The 20,114-nt window shown below is 58.2% G+C and carries 18 protein-coding genes; 1 reads left to right on the top strand and 17 read right to left on the bottom strand.

Annotated features, from left to right (window positions below; translation table 11 throughout):
• Window positions 1-12 precede the first annotated feature (12 nt).
• The 4 genes from AC0CW1_RS04785 to AC0CW1_RS04800 form a co-directional block, all read right to left on the bottom strand.
• Entirely contained in the window at window positions 13-1,236 is a 1,224-nt protein-coding gene (locus tag AC0CW1_RS04785) for a sensor histidine kinase (protein ID WP_488181907.1), read from the bottom strand.
• 231 nt (window positions 1,237-1,467) lie between these two features.
• Entirely contained in the window at window positions 1,468-2,385 is a 918-nt protein-coding gene (locus tag AC0CW1_RS04790) for a response regulator (RefSeq protein WP_488181908.1), read from the bottom strand.
• Window positions 2,386-2,642: 257 nt separating this feature from the next.
• Entirely contained in the window at window positions 2,643-2,969 is a 327-nt protein-coding gene (locus AC0CW1_RS04795; RefSeq protein WP_488181909.1) for a hypothetical protein, read from the bottom strand.
• 153 nt (window positions 2,970-3,122) lie between these two features.
• On the bottom strand, window positions 3,123-3,482 hold the full coding sequence (locus AC0CW1_RS04800) for a hypothetical protein (RefSeq protein WP_488181910.1): 360 nt from the start codon (window positions 3,480-3,482) through the stop codon (window positions 3,123-3,125).
• Window positions 3,483-3,741: 259 nt separating this feature from the next.
• Here AC0CW1_RS04800 and AC0CW1_RS04805 point away from each other — a divergent pair, with 259 nt between their 5' ends.
• Complete coding sequence (locus tag AC0CW1_RS04805) at window positions 3,742-3,873, top strand: hypothetical protein (protein ID WP_488181911.1); 132 nt, start codon at window positions 3,742-3,744, stop codon at window positions 3,871-3,873.
• 37 nt (window positions 3,874-3,910) lie between these two features.
• Here AC0CW1_RS04805 and AC0CW1_RS04810 read toward each other — a convergent pair whose 3' ends face one another.
• The 13 genes from AC0CW1_RS04810 to xdhA all read right to left on the bottom strand — a co-directional run bounded on the left by AC0CW1_RS04810 (window position 3,911) and on the right by xdhA (window position 19,852).
• Complete coding sequence (locus tag AC0CW1_RS04810; RefSeq protein WP_488181912.1) at window positions 3,911-4,129, bottom strand: hypothetical protein; 219 nt, start codon at window positions 4,127-4,129, stop codon at window positions 3,911-3,913.
• A 348-nt stretch (window positions 4,130-4,477) separates the two neighbouring features.
• Window positions 4,478-5,248: a sulfite exporter TauE/SafE family protein gene (locus tag AC0CW1_RS04815; protein ID WP_488181913.1), complete on the bottom strand. Its 771-nt coding sequence runs from the start codon at window positions 5,246-5,248 to the stop codon at window positions 4,478-4,480.
• 3 nt (window positions 5,249-5,251) lie between these two features.
• Window positions 5,252-6,061: a selenium-dependent molybdenum cofactor biosynthesis protein YqeB gene (gene yqeB, locus AC0CW1_RS04820; RefSeq protein ID WP_488181914.1), complete on the bottom strand. Its 810-nt coding sequence runs from the start codon at window positions 6,059-6,061 to the stop codon at window positions 5,252-5,254.
• 33 nt (window positions 6,062-6,094) lie between these two features.
• Window positions 6,095-7,066, bottom strand: a complete 972-nt coding sequence (locus AC0CW1_RS04825; RefSeq protein ID WP_488181915.1) for an XdhC family protein — start codon at window positions 7,064-7,066, stop codon at window positions 6,095-6,097.
• 275 nt (window positions 7,067-7,341) lie between these two features.
• The gene (locus AC0CW1_RS04830; RefSeq protein WP_488181916.1) at window positions 7,342-8,382 is read right to left on the bottom strand and encodes a molybdopterin-binding protein; all 1,041 of its coding nucleotides are present in this window, start codon (window positions 8,380-8,382) and stop codon (window positions 7,342-7,344) included.
• Between the two features lie 121 nt (window positions 8,383-8,503).
• Complete coding sequence (gene xdh / locus AC0CW1_RS04835) at window positions 8,504-11,068, bottom strand: selenium-dependent xanthine dehydrogenase (protein ID WP_488181917.1); 2,565 nt, start codon at window positions 11,066-11,068, stop codon at window positions 8,504-8,506.
• A gap of 16 nt (window positions 11,069-11,084) precedes the next feature.
• Window positions 11,085-12,578, bottom strand: a complete 1,494-nt coding sequence (locus AC0CW1_RS04840) for a dihydropyrimidinase (protein ID WP_488181918.1) — start codon at window positions 12,576-12,578, stop codon at window positions 11,085-11,087.
• Between the two features lie 190 nt (window positions 12,579-12,768).
• The gene (gene arcC / locus AC0CW1_RS04845) at window positions 12,769-13,719 is read right to left on the bottom strand and encodes a carbamate kinase (RefSeq protein WP_488181919.1); all 951 of its coding nucleotides are present in this window, start codon (window positions 13,717-13,719) and stop codon (window positions 12,769-12,771) included.
• A gap of 2 nt (window positions 13,720-13,721) precedes the next feature.
• Window positions 13,722-14,726 carry an ornithine carbamoyltransferase gene (locus AC0CW1_RS04850; protein ID WP_488181920.1) on the bottom strand — a complete coding sequence of 335 codons (1,005 nt, stop codon included), beginning with the start codon at window positions 14,724-14,726 and terminating at the stop codon, window positions 13,722-13,724.
• Window positions 14,727-14,884: 158 nt separating this feature from the next.
• Entirely contained in the window at window positions 14,885-16,129 is a 1,245-nt protein-coding gene (locus AC0CW1_RS04855; protein WP_488181921.1) for a YgeY family selenium metabolism-linked hydrolase, read from the bottom strand.
• An 81-nt stretch (window positions 16,130-16,210) separates the two neighbouring features.
• Complete coding sequence (gene xdhC, locus AC0CW1_RS04860) at window positions 16,211-16,678, bottom strand: xanthine dehydrogenase subunit XdhC (RefSeq protein ID WP_488181922.1); 468 nt, start codon at window positions 16,676-16,678, stop codon at window positions 16,211-16,213.
• Complete coding sequence (xdhB, locus tag AC0CW1_RS04865; RefSeq protein WP_488181923.1) at window positions 16,668-17,555, bottom strand: xanthine dehydrogenase subunit XdhB; 888 nt, start codon at window positions 17,553-17,555, stop codon at window positions 16,668-16,670. The genes xdhC and xdhB overlap by 11 nt, the downstream gene beginning before the upstream one ends.
• 11 nt (window positions 17,556-17,566) lie before the next feature.
• Window positions 17,567-19,852 carry a xanthine dehydrogenase molybdenum-binding subunit XdhA gene (gene xdhA, locus AC0CW1_RS04870; protein WP_488181924.1) on the bottom strand — a complete coding sequence of 762 codons (2,286 nt, stop codon included), beginning with the start codon at window positions 19,850-19,852 and terminating at the stop codon, window positions 17,567-17,569.
• Window positions 19,853-20,114 lie beyond the last annotated feature (262 nt).

Below are 20,114 nucleotides of genomic sequence, written 5' to 3' on the forward strand. Positions count from 1 at the left end.
CTGGCGTCAATACTAGGGCTCGCTGATTGGGGAGGGCAGATGGATCTCTACTGTCGTTCCCTCGCCGGGGGCGCCTGTGATTTGCAGGCCGCATTCGCGGCCGAAGTAGTGCTGAAGCCGCAGGTGGACGTTTAAAAAGCCCAAGCCTGTCGTATGGCCGCTGGGGGTGTGGCGCTCGCCTCGGAAGATCTGGGCGATCTTCTCTGGTGTTACTCCCACACCGGTGTCGGCGATAGTGATGATTACGCGATCCTTTTCTCGGACGGCGGTGATGTCGATCTTGCCGCCGCCTGTCTTTTGCTCCAAGCCATGGATAATGGCATTTTCCACCAGGGGCTGCAAGGTCATCGTGGGGATCTGGAGATCGAGCAGGTCTTCTGGGATGTTGACGGTGGGGCGGATCCGGTCGCCGAAACGGGCAGCCTGGATGGATAGATAGCTCTGAATATAGGCGATCTCTTCGCGCACTACGCTCATGGGGCGGTCATGGCGCAGGTTGTGGCGCAGTAAATCGGAGAGGGCGTAAACGATCTCCTCCGTCTGCGCGGCGCCTTCCAGCAGGGCCAACCGGGCGATGGTATTTAAGGTGTTGAATAAAAAGTGGGGGTTGATCTGGGACTGCAAGGCCTTGATCTCGGCCTCGCGGAGCATCTTCTCCAGATCCGCCTTCTCCTTCATCTCCGTCAACAACCGGCGTTGGGTAATGTTGGCCATGCCCATTTCGACGATGTAGTTGGTCATGATGTAGAGCAGGTCGGCTGCAGCTTTCACCCGATTCTCCGGGATCTCCTCCACCTCGGTGAGAAGCCTTTCCACGTTCGCCGGATCATAGCCGAGGTCGGCAATGCGGCGCTGCACGTCGGCGAAGACGTCATAGTCGCGTTCGCTCAATCGCACCTGGCCGGCCAAGAAGGCGCCTAAGTACTGGTCGTTGACGATGATCGGCGCCGCCAGGTCGGTCAAACCGCCATGGCAGCGGTAGACGTTGGCGCCTTGGCCCCGCACAGCCGCTCTCCCTCCCCGGGAATCGGAACACATGCAGCGGTTTAAGCCTTCCGGTGTGGAACGGACGAGCATGCAAAACTTCGTGAAGTTGCTCGGGTTGGTCAGCGGTCGCCCTTCTCCGTCGACGATGACGGCGGCGATCCCTGTCGCTTCCGTGAACTTGTCCTGAATCTCCTGGAGTTTGGCCACATTGATGATCTCGCTCAGTTGGTACTCGGGATATCTTTCCATGGACTCCCTCCAATGGCGGGTTTTGAAAGTGTAATCACGTTCACTAGCGGTGTGATAGGGCTTCCTGTGGATAGGACGTCTATGGGTTATTCTAATTGACAATTAATTCTTAAAAAATCGTCAAATTAATAGATTCTTCGTCTTTTTTCGATTCCCTTCTTTTCGACCCTTCATTTGGATGTGAAAGTCCGAGAAGGAACGAAAAAAGCCGCAGCATCCTGCGGCGTGAATTCATGATCGGTCGCCGTCACAATAGGGCGCGAGGACGGCTTTCACCCGTTCGTACTCTTTTTCGGTCTGCTCGAACAAAAGCGCCAAACCGTCCAAGGCCCCGTTGCGCGACTGCATCTCCATCTCCCGGCACAACCGGGATAAGGCGAGGGCGCCCAGATTGCCGCTAGCCGACTTCAGCGAATGGGCCAAGGCGCACACTTGAGCGGCCTCTTTCGCCTCCAGGGCAAGACGGATCTTTTCCATTTTCTCCCGTGATTCTATATAAAAGAGTGTAAATAGATGGGAGAAGAGCGGAAGTTCCTCCGTTGTTACGCCCAGGAGACCCTCAACCACGCTAAAATCCACCGGTGGCGCGACAGGCGCCGTCTCACAATCAGATACTGAGGCAGGGATTTTCCCCCCTGATTCACTCTCCACCGAAGCTTGCGCAACACTGCTCTCAGTATTATCGTCACCGACGGTCTCTAAAGGCAGCCAACTCTGCAGCGCCTCTAGCAGTTGCTGCAACCGAACCGGTTTGCTGATATAATCGTCCATCCCCGCTTGAAGACACTTCTCCCGATCCCCGGGAAGGGCGTGGGCCGTCACGGCCACGATCGGCGTATGAGATTCCTTTCCTTCATAGTCACGGATCAACGCAGTTGCGCTGTAGCCATCCATCACCGGCATCTGGCAGTCCATCAGGATCAACCCGTAGGCATTTTCGCGGGCCAAATGCACTGCTTCGTCACCATTGGCGGCCGTGTGTATCGTCTCAATTCCCAACTGTTTTAATTGGGTGCGGATCATCTTGAGGTTGATCGGGTTGTCTTCCACCACAAGCACAGGCAGTCCCCGGTATCCGACAACCGACCAGGGAGACAGCAACCGGCAGGTCGTTATCCTATTGCCTTTTTCCGATTGACAGACATCCATGGGCGTCTCACTCCCTGTATCACTGATAGCTTCCCCCTATTCATCATAATCCCAAATAGGACTTTACACAAACGAAAACTTAACAAACCATAGTAAGCGATAGTTCGTGAATTTCAAAAAGAGAAACACCCGGATCGGCCGATCACCCGGGTGTCTGGAGAAAAAGGTTCAACGCCTGCAACGCTGTTTCCATCGCCCTTTCTTTCTCGGCTGTCATAGCCTGTAGGGGGATTTTTTATTCATCGCCTTGTTGGGTTCTATTGCTCCGCTTTCGCAGACTGATAGGCGTTCAAGTCGGCTCTGTAGCGGGCAAGCGCCACAAGCTTGGGGTTATTTTTGACATACCAGTTGTTGTAGAAGTACTTTCCCCCGACGGCAATGCCAGCGCCGACGATAAAACCGACAGGGACCATCATCAACATCTTATCATCGGGGACGACGCCGCTGCTGAAAAAGGCGTAAATCAGGCCCAGGGGGACGATGGTGATCAGCATCTCCACCCACTTACGGTCCTTAAACTTCTTTTCAATGGCAGGAATCTCGTTCTCCGTCAAACCATAGTCGCTGAGCACAGGTTTTTTCATGCAAAACACCTCAACATTTTATGTAATTACACGATACATCATCCCGGAGGATTCGACAAGCAGATCTAAAGAACACAGCAAAAAACCCTGTCCGGCTTCAACGACGGCACAGGGTTTGGTTTTCATAAGTCCAGGTTTTATAAGGATTGGGATTCAATTATGGCAAAGAGTCAACTTCACCGGATCTTCCGTCTCTGATCGTCCAGGAACATCGTGAACAGAGGGATTCGCGGGTTCACCGAAAATACTTAACAAGTCCTCCGTCAGGGCCAAACCCTCGATGAGGAAAAGCATCTTATCAAAGGTAACCACGCTCGGTTCACGGGTGGCCGCCAAACTGGCAAAATAGTGAACTGTCGTCGATTGGGGCATGCGCTGTCTAAGGGTCTTTATGCACTTCCTCGCCCAGATCTCGACCGGTAAGATCCTGGTGACCACTTTATCCGGCAGAGGCGACATGATGCTCTGTTTGAGAAACTCACCTTCTTCAGCCAGTTCGCGAAATGTTACCATCTTTCCCCTCCACATTGTCCGTCTGTCTCTAGCGACTCAACTCCCTACTGTCATCATAGCCGATTGTATTTCAACGCAAAAGATAATTATTTATTATAAATACATTACAATTTCTTTTTACAAAAAATTATTACGTAGAGTATTTGATTATCTTGCACAGCGAAGGTGAAAAGCGGTTTTGACAAGTGATGATGAATGGAGAGCCTGTCGGAAAGCGTCCGGTTAGTCTTAATTTTATCCAACTGGGCGCCTGCAATGCTTGCTATGTTCCGTTGGCGCCAGCCTGTCGAGCGCCGACCTCCAGGTGCAGCATGGCGATCCCGCAGTCGAGGCGTTTGGCGATGTGGAGGAAAAAACAAGACGATCCAGCCGTTCTAGCTGGATCGCCTGATGGCGGTAGGTGGTTGTCTGACTTTCCTACAAGTCCGTTATGGCTGAACGCTGGCTTCCAGATCCCTTGGATCGTCGTCCAGCAGTCGCTGGACATCGCTGGGAACGTCGAACCCGGAAAAAGTGTCGCAGACGCGGTCCAGGAAACGGAAGATCTCCAGTGAAGAATCATCGGAACCATCAACGAAGTCCTTCGGAGCCGATCCTTCGGTCACACGCTGCAGCATCGGGTCCAGCCATCGTTCAAAGAAAGCCATCACCTCCTGGGGTTAGGATGCCCCCCGCTTCGATCATATTTTTTGACCGCGCAGTAGGAGGTTCCCGGGAGGTCTCTGCCGTGGAGGTCTTTTCTGCGGGGTATCGTCGGGAAGGTTATGTTCGTTTGCACGATAACTGGATGGGTTGGCTCTGTTGATCTGTTTCCATATAAAAACATCGATATCGTTCCTGCTGGGGTAACGAGCTTCCGCTTATCGCGCCAGTGGAGTAAAACAGCCATGGCGATCACCCCTTGTTTTGCATTAATTTTTAATACTATTTTAATGCTTTAGAGGCGCACAATCAATCCTTTTCCATGACCTTTATCGGAGAAAATCCGAAGAAATTCACTGCAAATAATACTTCCACAAGAGCGAGACAAACAAGACGCAAAAGGAAAGGATCAAAAAAGCGCGCACAAGGGAGGCGCCTTTTTTAATGGCAAGGGTGCTGCCGATATAATTCCCTGCCACATTCGCCAAGGCCAACGGAAGGCCGAGGGCAAGCAACACTTTCCCTTCCAGGAAAAAAACGACCAATGCCCCCGCATTGGAGGCGAGGTTAAACACCTTGGCTGTCGCCGACGCCTCGATGAGTTCCAAACCGACGAAGAGGTAAAAAGCCATGATCAGAAAACTACCGGTGCCGGGTCCGAGAAATCCATCATAAAAACCGAGGGAGAAACAGAAAAGGGGAACCTTCAGGTACAGCGATCGCGTTGACAGGGGATCGGCGGAGTCTCCTTTCCTTCTCGGGATCAGGGTGGCGATCATTACGGCCGGGAGCAAAAGGACGATCATCTTCCCCACCGTCTCATTGGAGAAGTACAAGATCGTTTTCGAACCCAAGAAGGAGCCGACGAGGGAAAAACCGATCCCCACCGCGACGACTCGCCATACGACCGTCTTGCTGCGGATGAAATTGATCAGCGCAAAACTGGTGCCGATGGTGCTGGCCAGCTTGTTTGTCCCCAATACCAACTGCGGTGGGATGCCGGCAAAGAGAAGCGCCGGCATTAACAACAGACCGCCACCCCCGGCGATGCTGTCGATAAAGCCAGCGCAAAATGAAACGACAGAAAGAATTACAATGATGGTTGTCATATCTGCTTCGATCAATATTCAATGCCCCTTTTGTGATTTGGCTGCTAAATGAAGCATGGCCTCCAGGACGCCGCCGCCGATTGCCCGGGCTTTGTCGCTGATGCTGTAGCAATACGCCCTCTCCAACCGGGGATCGACATCGCCAATTTTCAATCGGGCCGTGACGAAGATGCCGTCCTTGACGAGACCGCGTACGATACCGGCGATTTGCGCAATGACCGGCTCACCGCTCACCGTTCCCACCGGTTCCCCTTCGGCGACCTGGTCGCCAATCTCCCGGCAGGCGGAAAAGACCCCTTCTACAGGCGCGCGCAGCAAACGCTCCTGCCGGTAGCCGCCCACCTCCCCCGGGATGCCCGTATCGGCAATGGCGTAGCCATCGTAAATGACACGTCCCAGATCATGGCCACGCTTCGTCTCCACCACTGCATGGACATCCTTCCCAGCGGAAAAGCCTGGACCCAGGGCGATCACGAAAGGCGCCTTGTCCATCGTCAAGCCGTGGTTTCTTTTTCGTATCGTCGCCTCTATGTAATAAGTGGGCGCCAGGTGTTCCGTTATCCTGTCGTCGGGATCGACAAGCACCGGGATGACTCCTTGTTCCCGCCGGGCGATCGCCTCATCAACAGTATCAACCCGCACGGCTCGTACGCCCTCCACCGTGGTTTCCCCCTGGTAAAGGGCTTCGGCGAAGGACACCGTTCGTCGGACGACGAGCGGCTCGGCCAGCTCTGTCATGATGGGGATAAAACCGCATTGAAAGAGGCGGTGGGCCACACCGCTTGCCAGATCGCCCGCTCCTTTGATCAGGACCAGTTCTTTTCGCATTTGCACTCCCCCAATGCCGTTACATCGTGGCCTTCAAACCGTCGCAACGAGTTCCAACAAGACCTCCATGGTCCCGCCACAGGCCATGCCCTCTTCGGCGGCCCCATCGTTGTCTAAGGAAAAACGGAAAAGCCCGGCAGCGCCTCTGTCAAAGAGGTGCATGGCCTCTCGCCGCGCTTCCGCCTCGATGCAGCCCCCGCCGATCGTCCCCTTCATCTGCCCATCACGGAAGACGAGGAGTTTGGCGCCGGCTTTGCGCGGTGTCGATCCCCGCGCTTCCACGACCGTGGCGAGGACGGCCGGGATGCCCTGCTTGGCGCTTTCCACCAAGGTCTGTAACAGTTCCATGTCCTGGAGGGTGATCCCTGCGCCGCGTCCCCCGCCTCTTCTCGCCTGAATCAATTCGGCGGCGATGCTGACGGCGATCTCCTCCGGCGTCTGCGCCCCGATCGCCAAACCGATGGGCATATGCACCCGCTCGATCCTCTCTTCGGCGACACCCAAAGAACGCAGATGATCTTTGATCATGTGAACACGTCGGCGGCTGCCGATCATGCCGAGGTAGCCCAGTTGCTTCTCCACGAGCGCTTCCAGGCAACAGAGGTCGTGGCGGTGGCCCCGGGTGATGATCGCCACCGAACAGTGGCGATGCAGGGAGAGGCTTTCGATCGCCCGGACAAAGTCGTCGCAAATCACCCTCGCCGCGCCGGGAAAGCGTTCCGGCGCAGCGAAAGAAGGCCGGTCATCGACAACGGTGATGCGATACCCCAGCATGGCGGCAACAGGGACGAGGGCTTGAGAGACATGACCGCCGCCGAGGATGACCAACTCATCGGGTGGGAAGAAGGGTTCAGCGAGCAGCCGTGCCGTTTCCTCTTCCACGAAAACGGGTTTTGACTCCACTCTTCCTGAACGCATGGAAGCCTCAGCGAGGTCAACGACTTCCCTCTCGATTGAGTTGGCTGAAAACACATCCATGGAAGCGGCTGCAATGCCGATAGTCACCCTGTTTCTTATCCCAGAACAAGACCAAAAACACTTTCCTTCTACTGCGGGAAGTTGTTTCGAGTCTTCTTTCAATAAGGTAAGGACAACGCAAGGCTCTCCCTTTTGAAGCGATTGCACCACGTCCGAGTAGACCATTTTTATCCCTCAACTTACCTCTGAACTCAATATAATCCCAAAGCCTTATCGAACTGGCTCCCTGATTAACATTTTGCTGTCGCCTTGCTTAATAGGCCCTCTTGTTTTCAAAGTGCTGCCCGGCGTTAGCTTCCCCATCACCCCTGAATCCCGCCCTGCCCAAAGCTGCACCTCGGGTAGCGGCATTCGGGGCAATTCCGGCAGAGCCCGCCGTGGGCCAGCGCGATGATATCGGCTCGCCGAAGCTTTTCGCCGGCGAAAAGGCGCGGCAGGACCAAGTCCAGCACGGTGATCCGGAAAAACATGCCGCAGGCGGGCATGCCGATGATGGGCATGTTCCCCTTATAGGCGAGCAGAAACATGGCGCCCGGCAGAACGGGGGCGCCGTATTTTTCCACAGGAGCGCCGCTCAGGCGAATCCCTTGGGGCGTCACATCATCGGGGTCGACTGACATGCCGCCGCTGACCAGGATCAGTCCGGCCCCTTGAGCGGCAAGTTGGTTGATCTTTTCCGCTATCATCCCAGCGTCATCGGGGGCGTAGGCCAGGGGAAGGACCGAGCCGCCGTAGGATTGGATCTTCTCCCGGAGGACCGGTCCGAAGGCATCCTTGATCCGCTGATGATATACTTCGCCGCCGGTGACGACAATTCCCGCCGTCAGCACCTGGTAGGGGATGACCTCGATGATTTTCCCCTGCGTCGCGCAAATGGTCTCGGCCTCTTGGACCGTCTGTTCCGGAACGACGAGGGGGATCACCTTGGTCGCCGCCAGGAGATCGCCAGATTCGACAGGCGTGTGGTTGCTCAAGGAGGAAAAGACGACATCCTCCAGTTCGTTGAGGGCGAGCAAAGCCGGCACGTTCACCTTCAAGAGCCCTCTCACCGAACTGATGAGATTGACGCGGCTCTCTTTCGGATCGCCGGTCAGCACATGTCCCCCTGCGGCCGCCCGACCGATCCGTATGCCGGCGTCATCTTCATGGATCTCTCCCGGCTCCAGCTCAAGGGCAAAGATATGGGCCTTGCCCATCTTCTGCAGTTCAGGTATATCTTCCGCCCTAATGACATGTCCCTTGCGAAAGGCCGGTCCCTTATAGGCATCGGGAACAATCTTGGTCAGGTCATGGGCGATGACCATGCCGAGCGCTTCTTCAACGGGGACTTTTCGTTGCTTCAAGACTTGACCACCGCAATTCTACCGTGTGTTGGATTGTCTGCGCCATCTTGTAGAACAGTTTCGCACGAAACGACTTTTCGGGTTACCATCTGCTTTTACACTCTATATCGCTGCTATTTTGCTATCCCTTGTCATAGGGCGTCCCTTTCAGCGGCAGATCAAACCGCTGCTGCCGGTCAAACCGGTAGTAGGCCGAGGCCACGGCAGGCGCGACGGGAATCGTGGCGATCTCCCCGACCCCTTTCGCGCCAAAAGCCAGCGGCGAGGGGTTTTTCTCGACGATGATCGTCTCGATTTCCGGCATCTCGGTGGAACGGAACAGCCCTAACGTTCCGAACTTCACCTGCGGCACGCCGCCTTTGAGGGGAAACTTTTCGCGGAGGGCGTAACCGAGGCCCATGGCGATGGCACCCTCGATCTGGCCCTCGATCGCCTTTGGGTTGATGGCACGACCCACATCATGGGCGGCGACGACCTTGGACAGGCGGCCCTGGTTGTCGAGCAGCACCACCTGAGTGGCGTAGCTGTAGGCGACATGGTTCACCGGATTGTCTTTCGGCGAGTTCAGCGGGTCGGTGACGCCCTGATACTCGCCGGAGAACTCCCGGCCCTCCAACGGCTCCAGGTCCCCCTCCGTCTCATTGAGCGCCTCTAACAGGTCCAGGGCAGCCTGGCGAGCGGCCTCGCCGGTAAATAAGGTCTGCCGGGAGGCGGTCGTCGTCCCGGCGTCAGGCGTGACTCCTGTTTCGGGCAGGGCCACGCTCAGTCTCTCGAGGGGAAGGCCTGTCACCTCGGCGACGATCTGGGACACAATGGTGGCCAGGCCCTGGCCGATGCAGGCGGCGCTCGTCAGGATCCGCACCACGCCGCCGGTGATGGACAGTTTCACTCGACCAATGTCGGGCAACCCAACGCCGATGCCGGTGTTTTTCATGGCACAGGCGATGCCAGCGTAGGGCTGGGATTCATAAGCGTCCCGGACCGCCAGCAGGGTCTCCTTGATGGCGGTTCCTTCATCGGCGATCTGTCCTGTGGCGTTGACCATCCCAGGCGCCAAGGCGTTTCGAAACCGGAATTCCCATGGAGAGAGCCCTGCTTTTTCGGCCAACAGGTCCATGTTTCCCTCACAGGCGAAAGCGGCCTGGGGGACGCCAAAGCCTCGGAAGGCGCCGGCGGGCGGGTTGTTCGTATAGACGCAAAGACCGGTAATCTCGGCGTTGGGTACATGATAAGGACCGGCCACATGGGTGCAGGCCCGCTCCAAGACAGCCGGTCCGAGCGAGGCGTAAGCGCCTGTGTCGGCAACGATGCGGGCCACGATAGCCGTCAGCTTGCCCTCGGCGTCACAGCCGGTGGTGAGTTCTAGTTCCATGGCGTGGCGCTTGGGGTGGACGTGGATGCTCTCCTGGCGGCTCAAAGTGAGCTTGACCGGCTTTTTCGTCACATAAGCCAGCAGCGCAGCGTGGTGCTGGACCGATAGGTCCTCTTTTCCGCCGAAGCCGCCGCCGATCAGCTTGCCGATCACTCGCACCTTCTCGGCCGGCAGGCCGAGGATGGCCATGATCCCCTGCTGGTCCTTGTAAACGCTCTGGGTGCCCACGTACACCGTCAGCCCACCGTCGTCGCCCGGCACAGCCAGGGCGCTTTCGGGCTCCAAAAAGGCGTGTTCCGTCGACGGGGTGGTGTAGCGGTGGGTGACCACATGGGCCGACCGGGCCAGCGCTGCTTCCGGATTGCCCCTTCGGACATAGGTCTTGGAGAGTAAGTTTCCCTTCAGGTGGATGGCTGACGCGTCCTCGGCCAGGGCCGCCGCCGTCGTGACGATCGGTTCGAGTTCTTCATATTCGACACGGATCGCTTTGACCGCTTCCCGGGCGATTTGGCGCGTGCGAGCGGCGACAATGGCGAGGGCATCGCCGATGTAGCGCGTCACCTCCCCTTCAGCGATCATGGTCGGCCAATCCTTGGCGATAAAGCCCCAGTGCCGCTGCCCCGGGATATCCTTCGCGGTGAGCACCGCTTCTACGCCAGGCAGCGCTTTCGCCGCAGCGATGTCGATCCTTAGTATCCGCAGGCGGGCGGCCTTCGGGCGCAGGACGGCGCCGTAGAGCATCCCCTCGACCTGCATGTCATCGACATACTCGCCGGTTCCCAGTGTTTTTTCTCGGGCGTCGACGCGATGGGCGCTGATGCCGACACCCAAGCGGTTATCCCTATGAGGTATGTTCAAATCGCCGCGCAGCACAGCGGCTGCCAGGGCGATCGCTTTTTCAATCTTCATATAGCCAGTGCAGCGGCAGATGTTGCCGCGGATGGCTTCTTTGATCTCTTGTTTCGTCGGGTGCGGGTTTTTGTCAAGAAGGGCCTTGGCGCTGATCACCATGCCAGGGATGCAAAAGCCGCACTGGACGGCACCCGCTTCGGCAAAAGCCCAGGCATAGGCTTCTTTTTCCCGGTGGGCGAGCCCTTCCACGGTGATGATCGATTTGCCCTCCGCCTTGACGACGGTGAACAGGCAGGCCCGCATGGCCTTGCCGTCGACGAGAACCATGCAGGCGCCGCAGGCGCCCTCGCCACAACCGTTTTTCATGGATGTGAGCCGCAGTTTATCGCGCAAATAGTCCAGGAGATTGGCTTCGCCGCTGTCGACTTGATGGATCACGCCGTTGACCTTCAGTTTGTGCATGGCCTATCCCTTCTCTCTACAGGATTCGCGAGGATTCACGGAAGAGATACCGGCCTCCCGGCGTGGCGTCGGTCAGTTCACCATCACGGACGACGGGACGGCCCCGCAAGAACAGATGGGCTGGGCGGCCCGCTTGCCGGAATCCCGCGTAGGGGTTGTAGTCGAGCCGGTAGTGGTGGTTCTCGTTGGTAATTTGCCTTTCAGTCGCCGGATCCCAGACGACGATGTCGGCGTCAGCGCCGACGGCGAGGGTTCCCTTACGGGGGAAAATTCCGAACAATTGGGCTGGCCGTGTGGCGGTGAGGGAGACGAATTGGTTCAGACTGATGCGCCCGGCGGCGACGCCGTAGGTATACAATAGGCCCATGCGGTGCTCCACACCAGGCATGCCGTTAGGGATCCGGCTGAAGTCGTCGCGACCTTTGTCTTTGTGGCCCCGATAAAAAAAGGAGCAGTGATCGGTGGCGACCGTGTCGATGACGCCTCGGGCAAGGCCAGACCAGAGAGCCTCCTGATGCTCTTTCGATCTGAGGGGGGGTGAGATGACGTACTTGGCGCCTTCGAAAGTGCCGCTGGATTTGCCGTCACCGATATCGTTTTTGTTGCAGCAGCATCCGCCGATGCTAGCGCCGCTATCTGCGCTAGTAAGGATGTTACAGTTGCCGGGGATGTTGTCGCTGCCATAGCGGCTGTCATCCAGCAAAAGATACTGGGGGCAGGTCTCCACAAAGACAGGCGCTCCCATCCGGCGAGCGGTTTCGGCTGCTTCCAGGGATTCCTGGGCGGACAGGTGGACGATGTACAAAGGAGCGCCAGCCATCCGGGCCAGGGCAATGGCACGGGACACGGCTTCCGTTTCGACAGCCGGCGGGCGGCTTTGCGGATGATAGCAGGGCGTCTTTTTTCCTTGGTTGCGGAGCTCGCGGACGAGCACATCGATGACATCGCCGTTTTCGCAGTGCAGTCCCACAAGGGCGCCGATCGCCCGCGCCTGGCGCAGGGCCTGAAAGAGGATGCCGTCATCGACTTGGAGGACATGCTTGTAGGCCATGTACAATTTAAAAGAAGTAACTCCTTTTTGCCGGACGAGGACCGCCATTTCGCCGGGCGTTTCCTCCCGCCAATCAGTAATGGCCATGTGAAAACCGTAGTCGCAACGGCATTTCCCCTGTGCCCGCTTGTGCCAGTTCTCCAGGGCGGCCATCAGGGTTTCACCGCGAAATTGGGTGGCAAAATCGATGACCGTGGTGGTCCCCCCGAGCAGGGCCGCCTGGCTGCCGCTGGCAAAGTCGTCCGCAGTGGCGAAGTCGCCGACAGGGAGGTCAAAATGGGTGTGGGCGTCGACGCCGCCAGGAAAGAGCAAAGCGCCGGCCACATCGATGATTTGATCACCCGGCTGTCTGTCCAGGTTTTCACCGATGGCGGCGATCCGCTCCCCTTCTATCCGCAGGTCAGCCCGGCGGCTCTCTGTCGCCGTTACGACTGTGCCACCTCGCAACAGGTAGGCCAAGGTTGTCACCTCCCCGGTCAAATCGAAGTGATTGCGCACCCTGCCCTCCCCGCCGCCTTGCCCGTTGAAGGAAGAAACAGCGGAGGGACAGTGCGCGCAATCTTTGAGACATTACCAATTAAAATCGACTTTTTGTTGCTCCGTACTACTGTTGAGGGCAAATCATCAGCATTTTTGTTTAGGAGGAGAGTCAGGGATAGACGTGTGTCCCCGTTCGCCCGGCGACGGCCTCTTCCAGCGATTCCGGGTTGGTGATGATCGCCTTCTTGCCGCCCCCTTCAAGGAAGGAGATGACGGCCTTCACCTTCGGCAGCATGCTGCCGGGGGCGAAGTGGTTTTCGGCGACGTACTGCTTCAGTTCGGCCAGGGTCACCCTGTCAAGGGACTTCTGCTCCGGCGTGCCGTAGTTAAGGCACACCTTCGGAACACCTGTCGAGATGATCAGGATGTCGGCGCCGATGTCCGTCGCCAGCAGGCTGGAGGCAAAATCTTTGTCGATGACGGCGTCGATCCCTTTGCGCGAGCCATCTTCCTGGGTAACGACAGGGATGCCACCGCCGCCGACACCGATGACACAGTAGCCCTGACGGACGAGCAGACGGATCACGTCTTTTTCGACGATCTCCTGGGGCATTGGTGAAGGGACGAGCCGGCGGTAGCCGCGCCCGGCGTCATTGACGAGCACCCAGTCAGGGTGGGCCTTTTTCAGGCCCACTGCCTGGGCTTCGGTGTAGAAAGAGCCGATCGGCTTGGAGGGGTTTTGGAAAGCCGAGTCGTCGGGGGAAACGGCAACCTGGGTGATGACGGTGACGGCTTCTTTATTCATTCCGCGCTTTTTGAACTCATTGTCCATGGCCTGCTGGATCTGGTAGCCGATGGCCCCTTGCGTGTCGGCGCCGCAACTGACCAGGGGCACATGGTGCATGCCAGCCACCTCGCTGGCGATCTCAGAGCGTCGGAGGATGAAGCCGACTTGGGGGCCATTCCCATGAGTGATGATCACCTCATAGCCCTGCTCGATGATCCCGGCGATATGTTTGGCCGTTTCACAGACAGCGGCGTACTGGTCCTCTACTGAGGTTTTGCTGTTGTCGATGATGAGCGAGTTGCCGCCGATGGCTACGACGACCAGTTCTTTCACTGTTAACGACCACCCATCAACAAAGTCATGACGGCTTTAGCGGTGTGGAGGCGGTTTTCGGCTTCGTCGAAGACGATCGAATGGGGACCGTCGATGACGGAGTCTTCCACTTCATTGTTGCGGTCGGCCGGGAGGGCGTGCATGTACATGACGTCTTTGTCGGCGGTGGCCATCTTCGCTTCAGTGCACTTCCAGGACTTTTGGGCCATCAGCTTTTCATCGACGACCTTCGTAGCCCCGGCGATGGAGGCGCCTGTCTGGTCATTGACCCAGGAGCCCCAGTTTTTCGGGATGACGATGTGGGCGTTTTCGTAGGCTTCCTCTTCGTTATTGGTAACGGTCACGGTGCCGCCAAACTTGGCCGCATTGGCTTTCGCTTTTTCGATGACCCAATCGGGCAGTTCCCAGCCCTTCGGATGGGCGAGGCAGACGTCCATGCCGTAGCGCGGGAAGAGCAGGAGTTGGGAGACGGGAACGGAGATGGGCTTTTTGTGGCTCTCGGCGTAGGCCCAGATGATGGAGACCTTGGTCCGCTTCAGGTCGCCGATCTTTTCTTTCATCGTCATGAGGTCGGCCAGGGCCTGGAAGGGGTGGTAGAGGTCGCACTGGAGGTTCATAATGGGAACCTTGGACCACTGGGCCATCTCGGTCAAGTACTTGTTGCCATAGCCCCAGTTGCAGTAGCGGCAGGCGATGGCGTGGCCGAAGCGGGACAGGATGATGGCCGTGTCCTTGGCGCTCTCGCCATGGGCGATCTGCATGCTGCTCGAGTCGAGGAACCCGGCGTGACCGCCCAGTTGGGCGAGGCCGGCTTCCATGGAGTTGCGGGTTCGCGTAGACTGCTCGAAGAACATCATGAACATGGTCTTATGGAGCAGGTACGGCGTGGGCACGCCCATGGCGAATTGTTTTTTGAGGTCAAAAGAGACCTCCAGCATGGTGTCGACTTCTTCTTTGGTGAACTCTTCGAGATCGATGAAGTGGCGGCCGCGGAAAATCGTCTGCATGAGAATCCTCCTATATTTTTGTGTTTTTCATTTAGGGTTGAAGAACGGCCTTTCCGGCCATTTCTGGAACCGTTTTTTTCGACGAAATGGTTGCTTTTCACTAGGTTCACGCCAAGAGTCGGATTTGAACCTAGGAAACCTGGCAACAGTGGCCTATCCTAGTCTACCAGGTTCTTCGTATCCTCCGGCATCTGCGCCGCATACTTGGAGACATAAATGGAAGGGATTACGGCGTACATGGCAGCCGCCATGACCAGTTCCTTTTTCCAGGTCCGCTCGTTGGGGGCGTGGGCCTGGTCTTCGTGGCCGGGGCCGAAGCCGATGCAGGGGATGCCGTAGCGGCCCATGATCGAGACACCGTTGGTGGAAAAGGTCCACTTGTCTACGACCGGTTCTGTCTGGAAAAGCCCCTTGTAGGCGTCTTCGAGGGTGTAGCAGACCGGGTGGCCGTCTTCGATCAGCCAGGTCGGGAAGTAGGCGTCGGTCGGGTAGATGAGACCGGTGTAAGCCGGCCGTTCATAGGTGTACATCTCGACGACAGCGCCGGCAGCTTTGACAGCGGGAAGGTTGCGGATCTGGTTGAGGGCCAGTTCGGCGTCTTCCCCAGCGGTCAGGCGACGGTCGATGGAGATCCAGCAGCTATCGGCGACAGCGCAGCGCGACGGCGAGGTGTGGAAGATCTCCGAGACGGTGAGGCTGCCCTTGCCCAGGAAAGGATGGTCTTGCAGGTTTTCGTGGAGCGCTCGCAGTTCCTTCAGAATATCGGCCATCTTGTAGATGGCGTTGTCGCCCCGCTCTGGCGCTGAACCGTGGCAACTGACGCCCTTGGTGGTCACCTTGATCTCCATGCGGCCGCGTTGGCCGCGATAGATCTTGCCGTCGGTCGGCTCGGTAATGACGACGAATTCGGGACGGAGCTTGTCTTCGTTGATGATGTACTGCCAGCAGAGGCCGTCACAGTCCTCTTCCTGGACGGAACCGACAATGACGAGGGTGTAGTCGTCTTCCAGGCCTAGGTCTTTGATAATCTTGCCAGCGTAGACCATGGAAACCATGCCGCCGGTCTGGTCGCTGGCGCCCCGGCCAATGATGATCTCATCGTCTTCATAGCCGATATAGGGGTCGTACTGCCAGTTTTCCGGGTTGCCGACGCCGACCGTGTCGATGTGCGCGTCCATGGCGATCAGGTGTTTGCCGCGGCCGATATACCCCAGGATGTTGCCCATGGGGTCGATCTCGACCTTGTCAAAGCCCACCTTCTCCATTTCCTCTTTGATGCGAAGCACGACCTTCTGCTCGTCACAACTCTCGCTGGGGATGGCGATCAGATCCCGCAGAAACCGCGACATGTCCGGTTTGTACTTCTCGGCCAGTTTCAGGACCTCGGCAAACTTGTTCTCCAACACCTGCATCTCCTTATCACCCGATTATGTATATCCACTGTCCGGGAGGCGGACAGGAGGGACCATCCCGACAATAGGGAATCACTTCTCCCCCATCGCCTTTTCGGCCGCGTTGATGATGTTGTGATAGCCAGTGCACCGGCACATGTGCCCGGAGAGTTCCTTTTTCAATCCCTCGCGGTCGCAGTTGCATCCCTTTTCAGTCAACGCCGTCACAGACATGACGAACCCGGGGGTGCAAAAGCCACACTGGACAGCGCCTTCCTCGACAAAGGCCTCCTGCACCTTCGTCAATTGGCCCTCTTTGGCCTCGCCCTCGATGGTGCGGATCACTTTGCCGTCCGCCCAAACGGCGAGAAAGAGGCAGGAGTCGATGGCTTCGCCGTCGACCAAGACGGTGCAAGCGCCGCACTCGCCGACACCGCAGCCCTTTTTCGTACCGGTCAGGTGAAGTCGGTTGCGCAGGACTTCCAGTAGGGATTCGCCCACTTCCACTTCGAGGGAGTGTTTCTGACCGTTGACAGTGCAGTCGATTCGCTTAGTCGCCATAGATGATCCCCCCTGCCTGTTGATAGGCCTTGACCAGCGCCTGTTTGCTCAGTTCCTTGGCCAGGTGGAGACGAAATTCGCGGGAGGCCCGCCAGGAGGTGCGCGGGTTGATCTCGGCTGCTGCCGCGTTGCCGAAGGCTTCCACCACTTCCGGGCTGAATGGTTTGCCTTTGACGGCCCCTTCCGCCTCGGGACAGCGGATCGGCGTCGGCGCGGCCACGCCAAAAGCGAGCCTCACATCGGCGAGGATATTGCCCTCAGTTACCTTGCAGTTGACGGAACAGCCCAGGGTGGCGATGTCCATGGCCTTGCGCATGGCGTATTTGATGTAGTGGCCGCCATAGCCCTCATAACTTTCGGGCATGATGAGGATCGCCGTGAGCACCTCGGCCTGGCCCAGGTTGACCTTGCCCGGCCCGCGGTAGAACTGGCGGATCGGCGTCAACCGGACGCCCTCCGGCCCCTGGATCTGGAGGATGGCGTCGAGGGCGAAAAGAGTCGAAGCGCTGTCGGCTGATGTGGCGCCGTTGCAGACGTTGCCGCCGATGGTGGCGACACGGCGGATTTGGGGACCGCCGACGGTGTCGACGGCTTCGGCCAGGACGGGAACGCACTGGCGGACGAGCGGGTCGGAGGCGATGCGGCTGAAGGTGGCCGCCGCGCCGATGGAAAGGGCGCCGTCCGCCGTACCTTCGATGCGGGTCAATTCGGGGATATGGCGGATGCCAACCAACTGGGCCGCCGGCTGTTTCCCTTCCCGGATCCGGATCAACACATCCGTTCCGCCGGCGATGAGCCGCGCTTTGGGATCGGCTGCCAGCAGGGCCACAGCCTCGTCAACGGAGCGGGCTTCATCGTATCGGGCAATGTCGAACATGGTCATCCCTCCTATTCGATCAGCCCTTCCGCTTGGAAGCGGGCGATCAGGCGCTGGGGTGTGAGGGGCAGGTCATTAAAGGCCACGCCGGTGGCGTCAAGGATGGCGTTGCGGATGGCCGGCGCCGGCGTGATGGCCGGCGGCTCGCCCAAGGCTTTGTTGCCATAGGGCCCTGTCGGCTCATAAGGTTCGACGAAATGAGCGCCGATCTCGGGGGTGTCGTAGGCGGTCATCAGCTTGTAGTCGAGGAGGTTATGGATCAGGGGCTTGCCGCTCTTGGGGTCAAAGAGCATCTGCTCGTAGAGGGCGTAGCCGAGCCCCATGCTGACACCGCCATGGACCTGGCCGACGGCCAATTGGGGATTGATGATCTTGCCGGAATCGTGGACGTTGTGGATCTCGATAACCTCCACCTTGCCTGTCAACAGGTCCACTTCCACCTCCACGAAGGTGCAGCCATAGGCGAAGGCGTTGACGCGGGCGTTATTGGACACATCGGCCGTAAAGGGCTGGCAGTGGACCGTGTTTGTGTGGGCGTCGAGGGCCACCTCGCCGATGGGCAGGATCGCTTCGCCGTTGTGCTTGTAGACGAGCCAGCCGTCAGCGATGTCCATGGCGCTCGCCGGGATGTCGGTCATTCCCCAGGCGTAGTCGAGGACCTTGGCCTTGATCGCTTCGGCGGCCTTGCGCACGGCCAAACCGGTGATGTAGGTCTGCCGGGAGGCATAAGAGCCCAGGTCGACAGGCGAGATGTCTGTGTCCTGTTCGGCGACGATATGGACCATCGATGGGGGGATGCCGACCGTCTCGGCCACCATCTGGGTGAAAACGGTGTCGCTGCCCTGGCCGATCTCGGTGGCGCCCACCTGGAGTTGAACCGAGCCGTCTTCATTCATGACGATTCGCGCCCCGGCCACCTCCAGACCCACAGGGTGGGTGCCTGAGGCGTAGGTGAAACAGGCTGCGCCGACGCCGCGCCGCTTCGTCCCCTTCCGCCGGCTGGGGTCCGCTTTTTTGGCGTCCCAGCCGATGAGTTCTCGTCCCTTTTGTAGGCACTCGGCCAAGCCGTTGCTGAGCACCTTGACGCCGCTGATCGGATCCTGATAACCAGCGCTGACGATATTTTTCAGGCGAAAGTCGACAGGGTCAATCCCCAGTTCCCTGGCCACATCGTCCATATGGCTCTCCAAAGCGAACATGACTTGGGGGATGCCGTAGCCGCGCATCGCCCCGGCGGAGGGCATGTTCGTGTACACCGAGGTGGACTTGCATTTGATCGCCTGCTGGGCGTAGAGCTGGCGGTACTTCGTGCCTGCATTGTTGGCGATGGACTGGCCATGGGAGGCGTAGGCGCCGTTGATGGAGACGATCTCTAACTCGCGGGCCAGCAGGGTTCCGTCTTTTTTGACGCCCGTCTTGATCTTGAATGCGATGGGATGGCGCACCCGGGAGGCGATGAAACTCTCTTCTCGGCTGAACTCCAGTTTTACGGGGCGGCCGTGGACGACGGTGGTGAGAAAGGCGACGAGCGGTTCCACGACGGCGTCCTGTTTGCCGCCGAAGCCGCCGCCTATGTACGGTTTGATCACGCGGACGCGGCCCCAGGGGATACCGAGGGCCTGACCGACGATCCGCCGGCAGATGTGGGGGATCTGGGTAGAGGAAACGACGACGATGCGGCCGTTTTCCTCCATGTAAGCGTAAGCGCTGTAGTTCTCCATGGCGCAGTGGGTGACCATCTGAGTCGTGAAGGCGTCGGAAAAGACGTGGTCCGAATCGGCGAAGGACTGGGCGAGATTGCCCAGTTCGTAGCCGCCCCGCCCCAGCACATTGCCCGTCCCGGCATGGATTTCCGGCGCGCCTGCCTTGAGGGCCGCTTCCGCCGTCAGCAGCGGTTCATATTCCTCGTATTCCACTTCAATCAGGGCCAACGCCTGTTGCGCCGTCCGTTCGTCGACGGCCACCACGGCGGCGATCTCGTCGCCAACAAGGCGCACCCGGCGCGTCAGCAGATTGCGGTCGGCCACGTCCTGGTGAGCGGGATCCTTCGAGTAAGGGTGGCCGGCCGTCGGAAAGGTGTGCTCCGGCACATCCTCATAGGTGGCGACGGCGACGACGCCCGGCAGCGCCTTAGCCTTGCTGACGTCGATGCGCTTCACCCAGCCGTTGGCGATGGCGCTGCGAAAGACCTTGGCATGGAGCATGCCGGGAACAAAATAGTCGTCAACATATTTCGCGGCGCCTTTCACTTTAGCCACGGCGTCGACACGGGTGAGACTCCGGCCTACGCTTTTCATGGGCGCTCCCTCCTTCTTTGCATTCCCTCTTGCAGCAGATATAAAAAAGGTGGATGGGACGACCTCGGGAGACAATCACTGCCGTCTCAATTCGAGACTTTTTTCTTATATGAAAAAGGCATCCTAGGCGATATCAGAAGAGTGGTCTAAGAGATACCACCGGGCAAATCCTTTATAAATCCTTTTATTATCGAAGCCTTTTTCGCTCATACTTTTTATGAGTTATGAGCTTTTTTGTCCAAAGCCTCTTTTTGTCTAACTC

This window comes from Heliomicrobium sulfidophilum (assembly GCF_057715735.1).

Excerpts from the sequence above, each read along its gene's own strand:
- yqeB (WP_488181914.1), bottom strand. The coding sequence starts at position 6,061 with ATGCGAAAAGAACTGGTCCTGATCAAAGGAGCGGGCGATCTGGCAAGC.
- AC0CW1_RS04790 (WP_488181908.1), bottom strand. The coding sequence starts at position 2,385 with ATGGATGTCTGTCAATCGGAAAAAGGCAATAGGATAACGACCTGCCGG.
- xdhC (WP_488181922.1), bottom strand. The coding sequence starts at position 16,678 with ATGGCGACTAAGCGAATCGACTGCACTGTCAACGGTCAGAAACACTCC.
- xdhA (WP_488181924.1), bottom strand. The coding sequence starts at position 19,852 with ATGAAAAGCGTAGGCCGGAGTCTCACCCGTGTCGACGCCGTGGCTAAA.
- AC0CW1_RS04810 (WP_488181912.1), bottom strand. The coding sequence starts at position 4,129 with ATGGCTTTCTTTGAACGATGGCTGGACCCGATGCTGCAGCGTGTGACC.
- AC0CW1_RS04850 (WP_488181920.1), bottom strand. The coding sequence starts at position 14,726 with ATGCAGACGATTTTCCGCGGCCGCCACTTCATCGATCTCGAAGAGTTC.
- AC0CW1_RS04785 (WP_488181907.1), bottom strand. The coding sequence starts at position 1,236 with ATGGAAAGATATCCCGAGTACCAACTGAGCGAGATCATCAATGTGGCC.
- AC0CW1_RS04795 (WP_488181909.1), bottom strand. The coding sequence starts at position 2,969 with ATGAAAAAACCTGTGCTCAGCGACTATGGTTTGACGGAGAACGAGATT.
- xdhB (WP_488181923.1), bottom strand. The coding sequence starts at position 17,555 with ATGTTCGACATTGCCCGATACGATGAAGCCCGCTCCGTTGACGAGGCT.
- xdh (WP_488181917.1), bottom strand. The coding sequence starts at position 11,068 with ATGCACAAACTGAAGGTCAACGGCGTGATCCATCAAGTCGACAGCGGC.
- AC0CW1_RS04800 (WP_488181910.1), bottom strand. The coding sequence starts at position 3,482 with ATGGTAACATTTCGCGAACTGGCTGAAGAAGGTGAGTTTCTCAAACAG.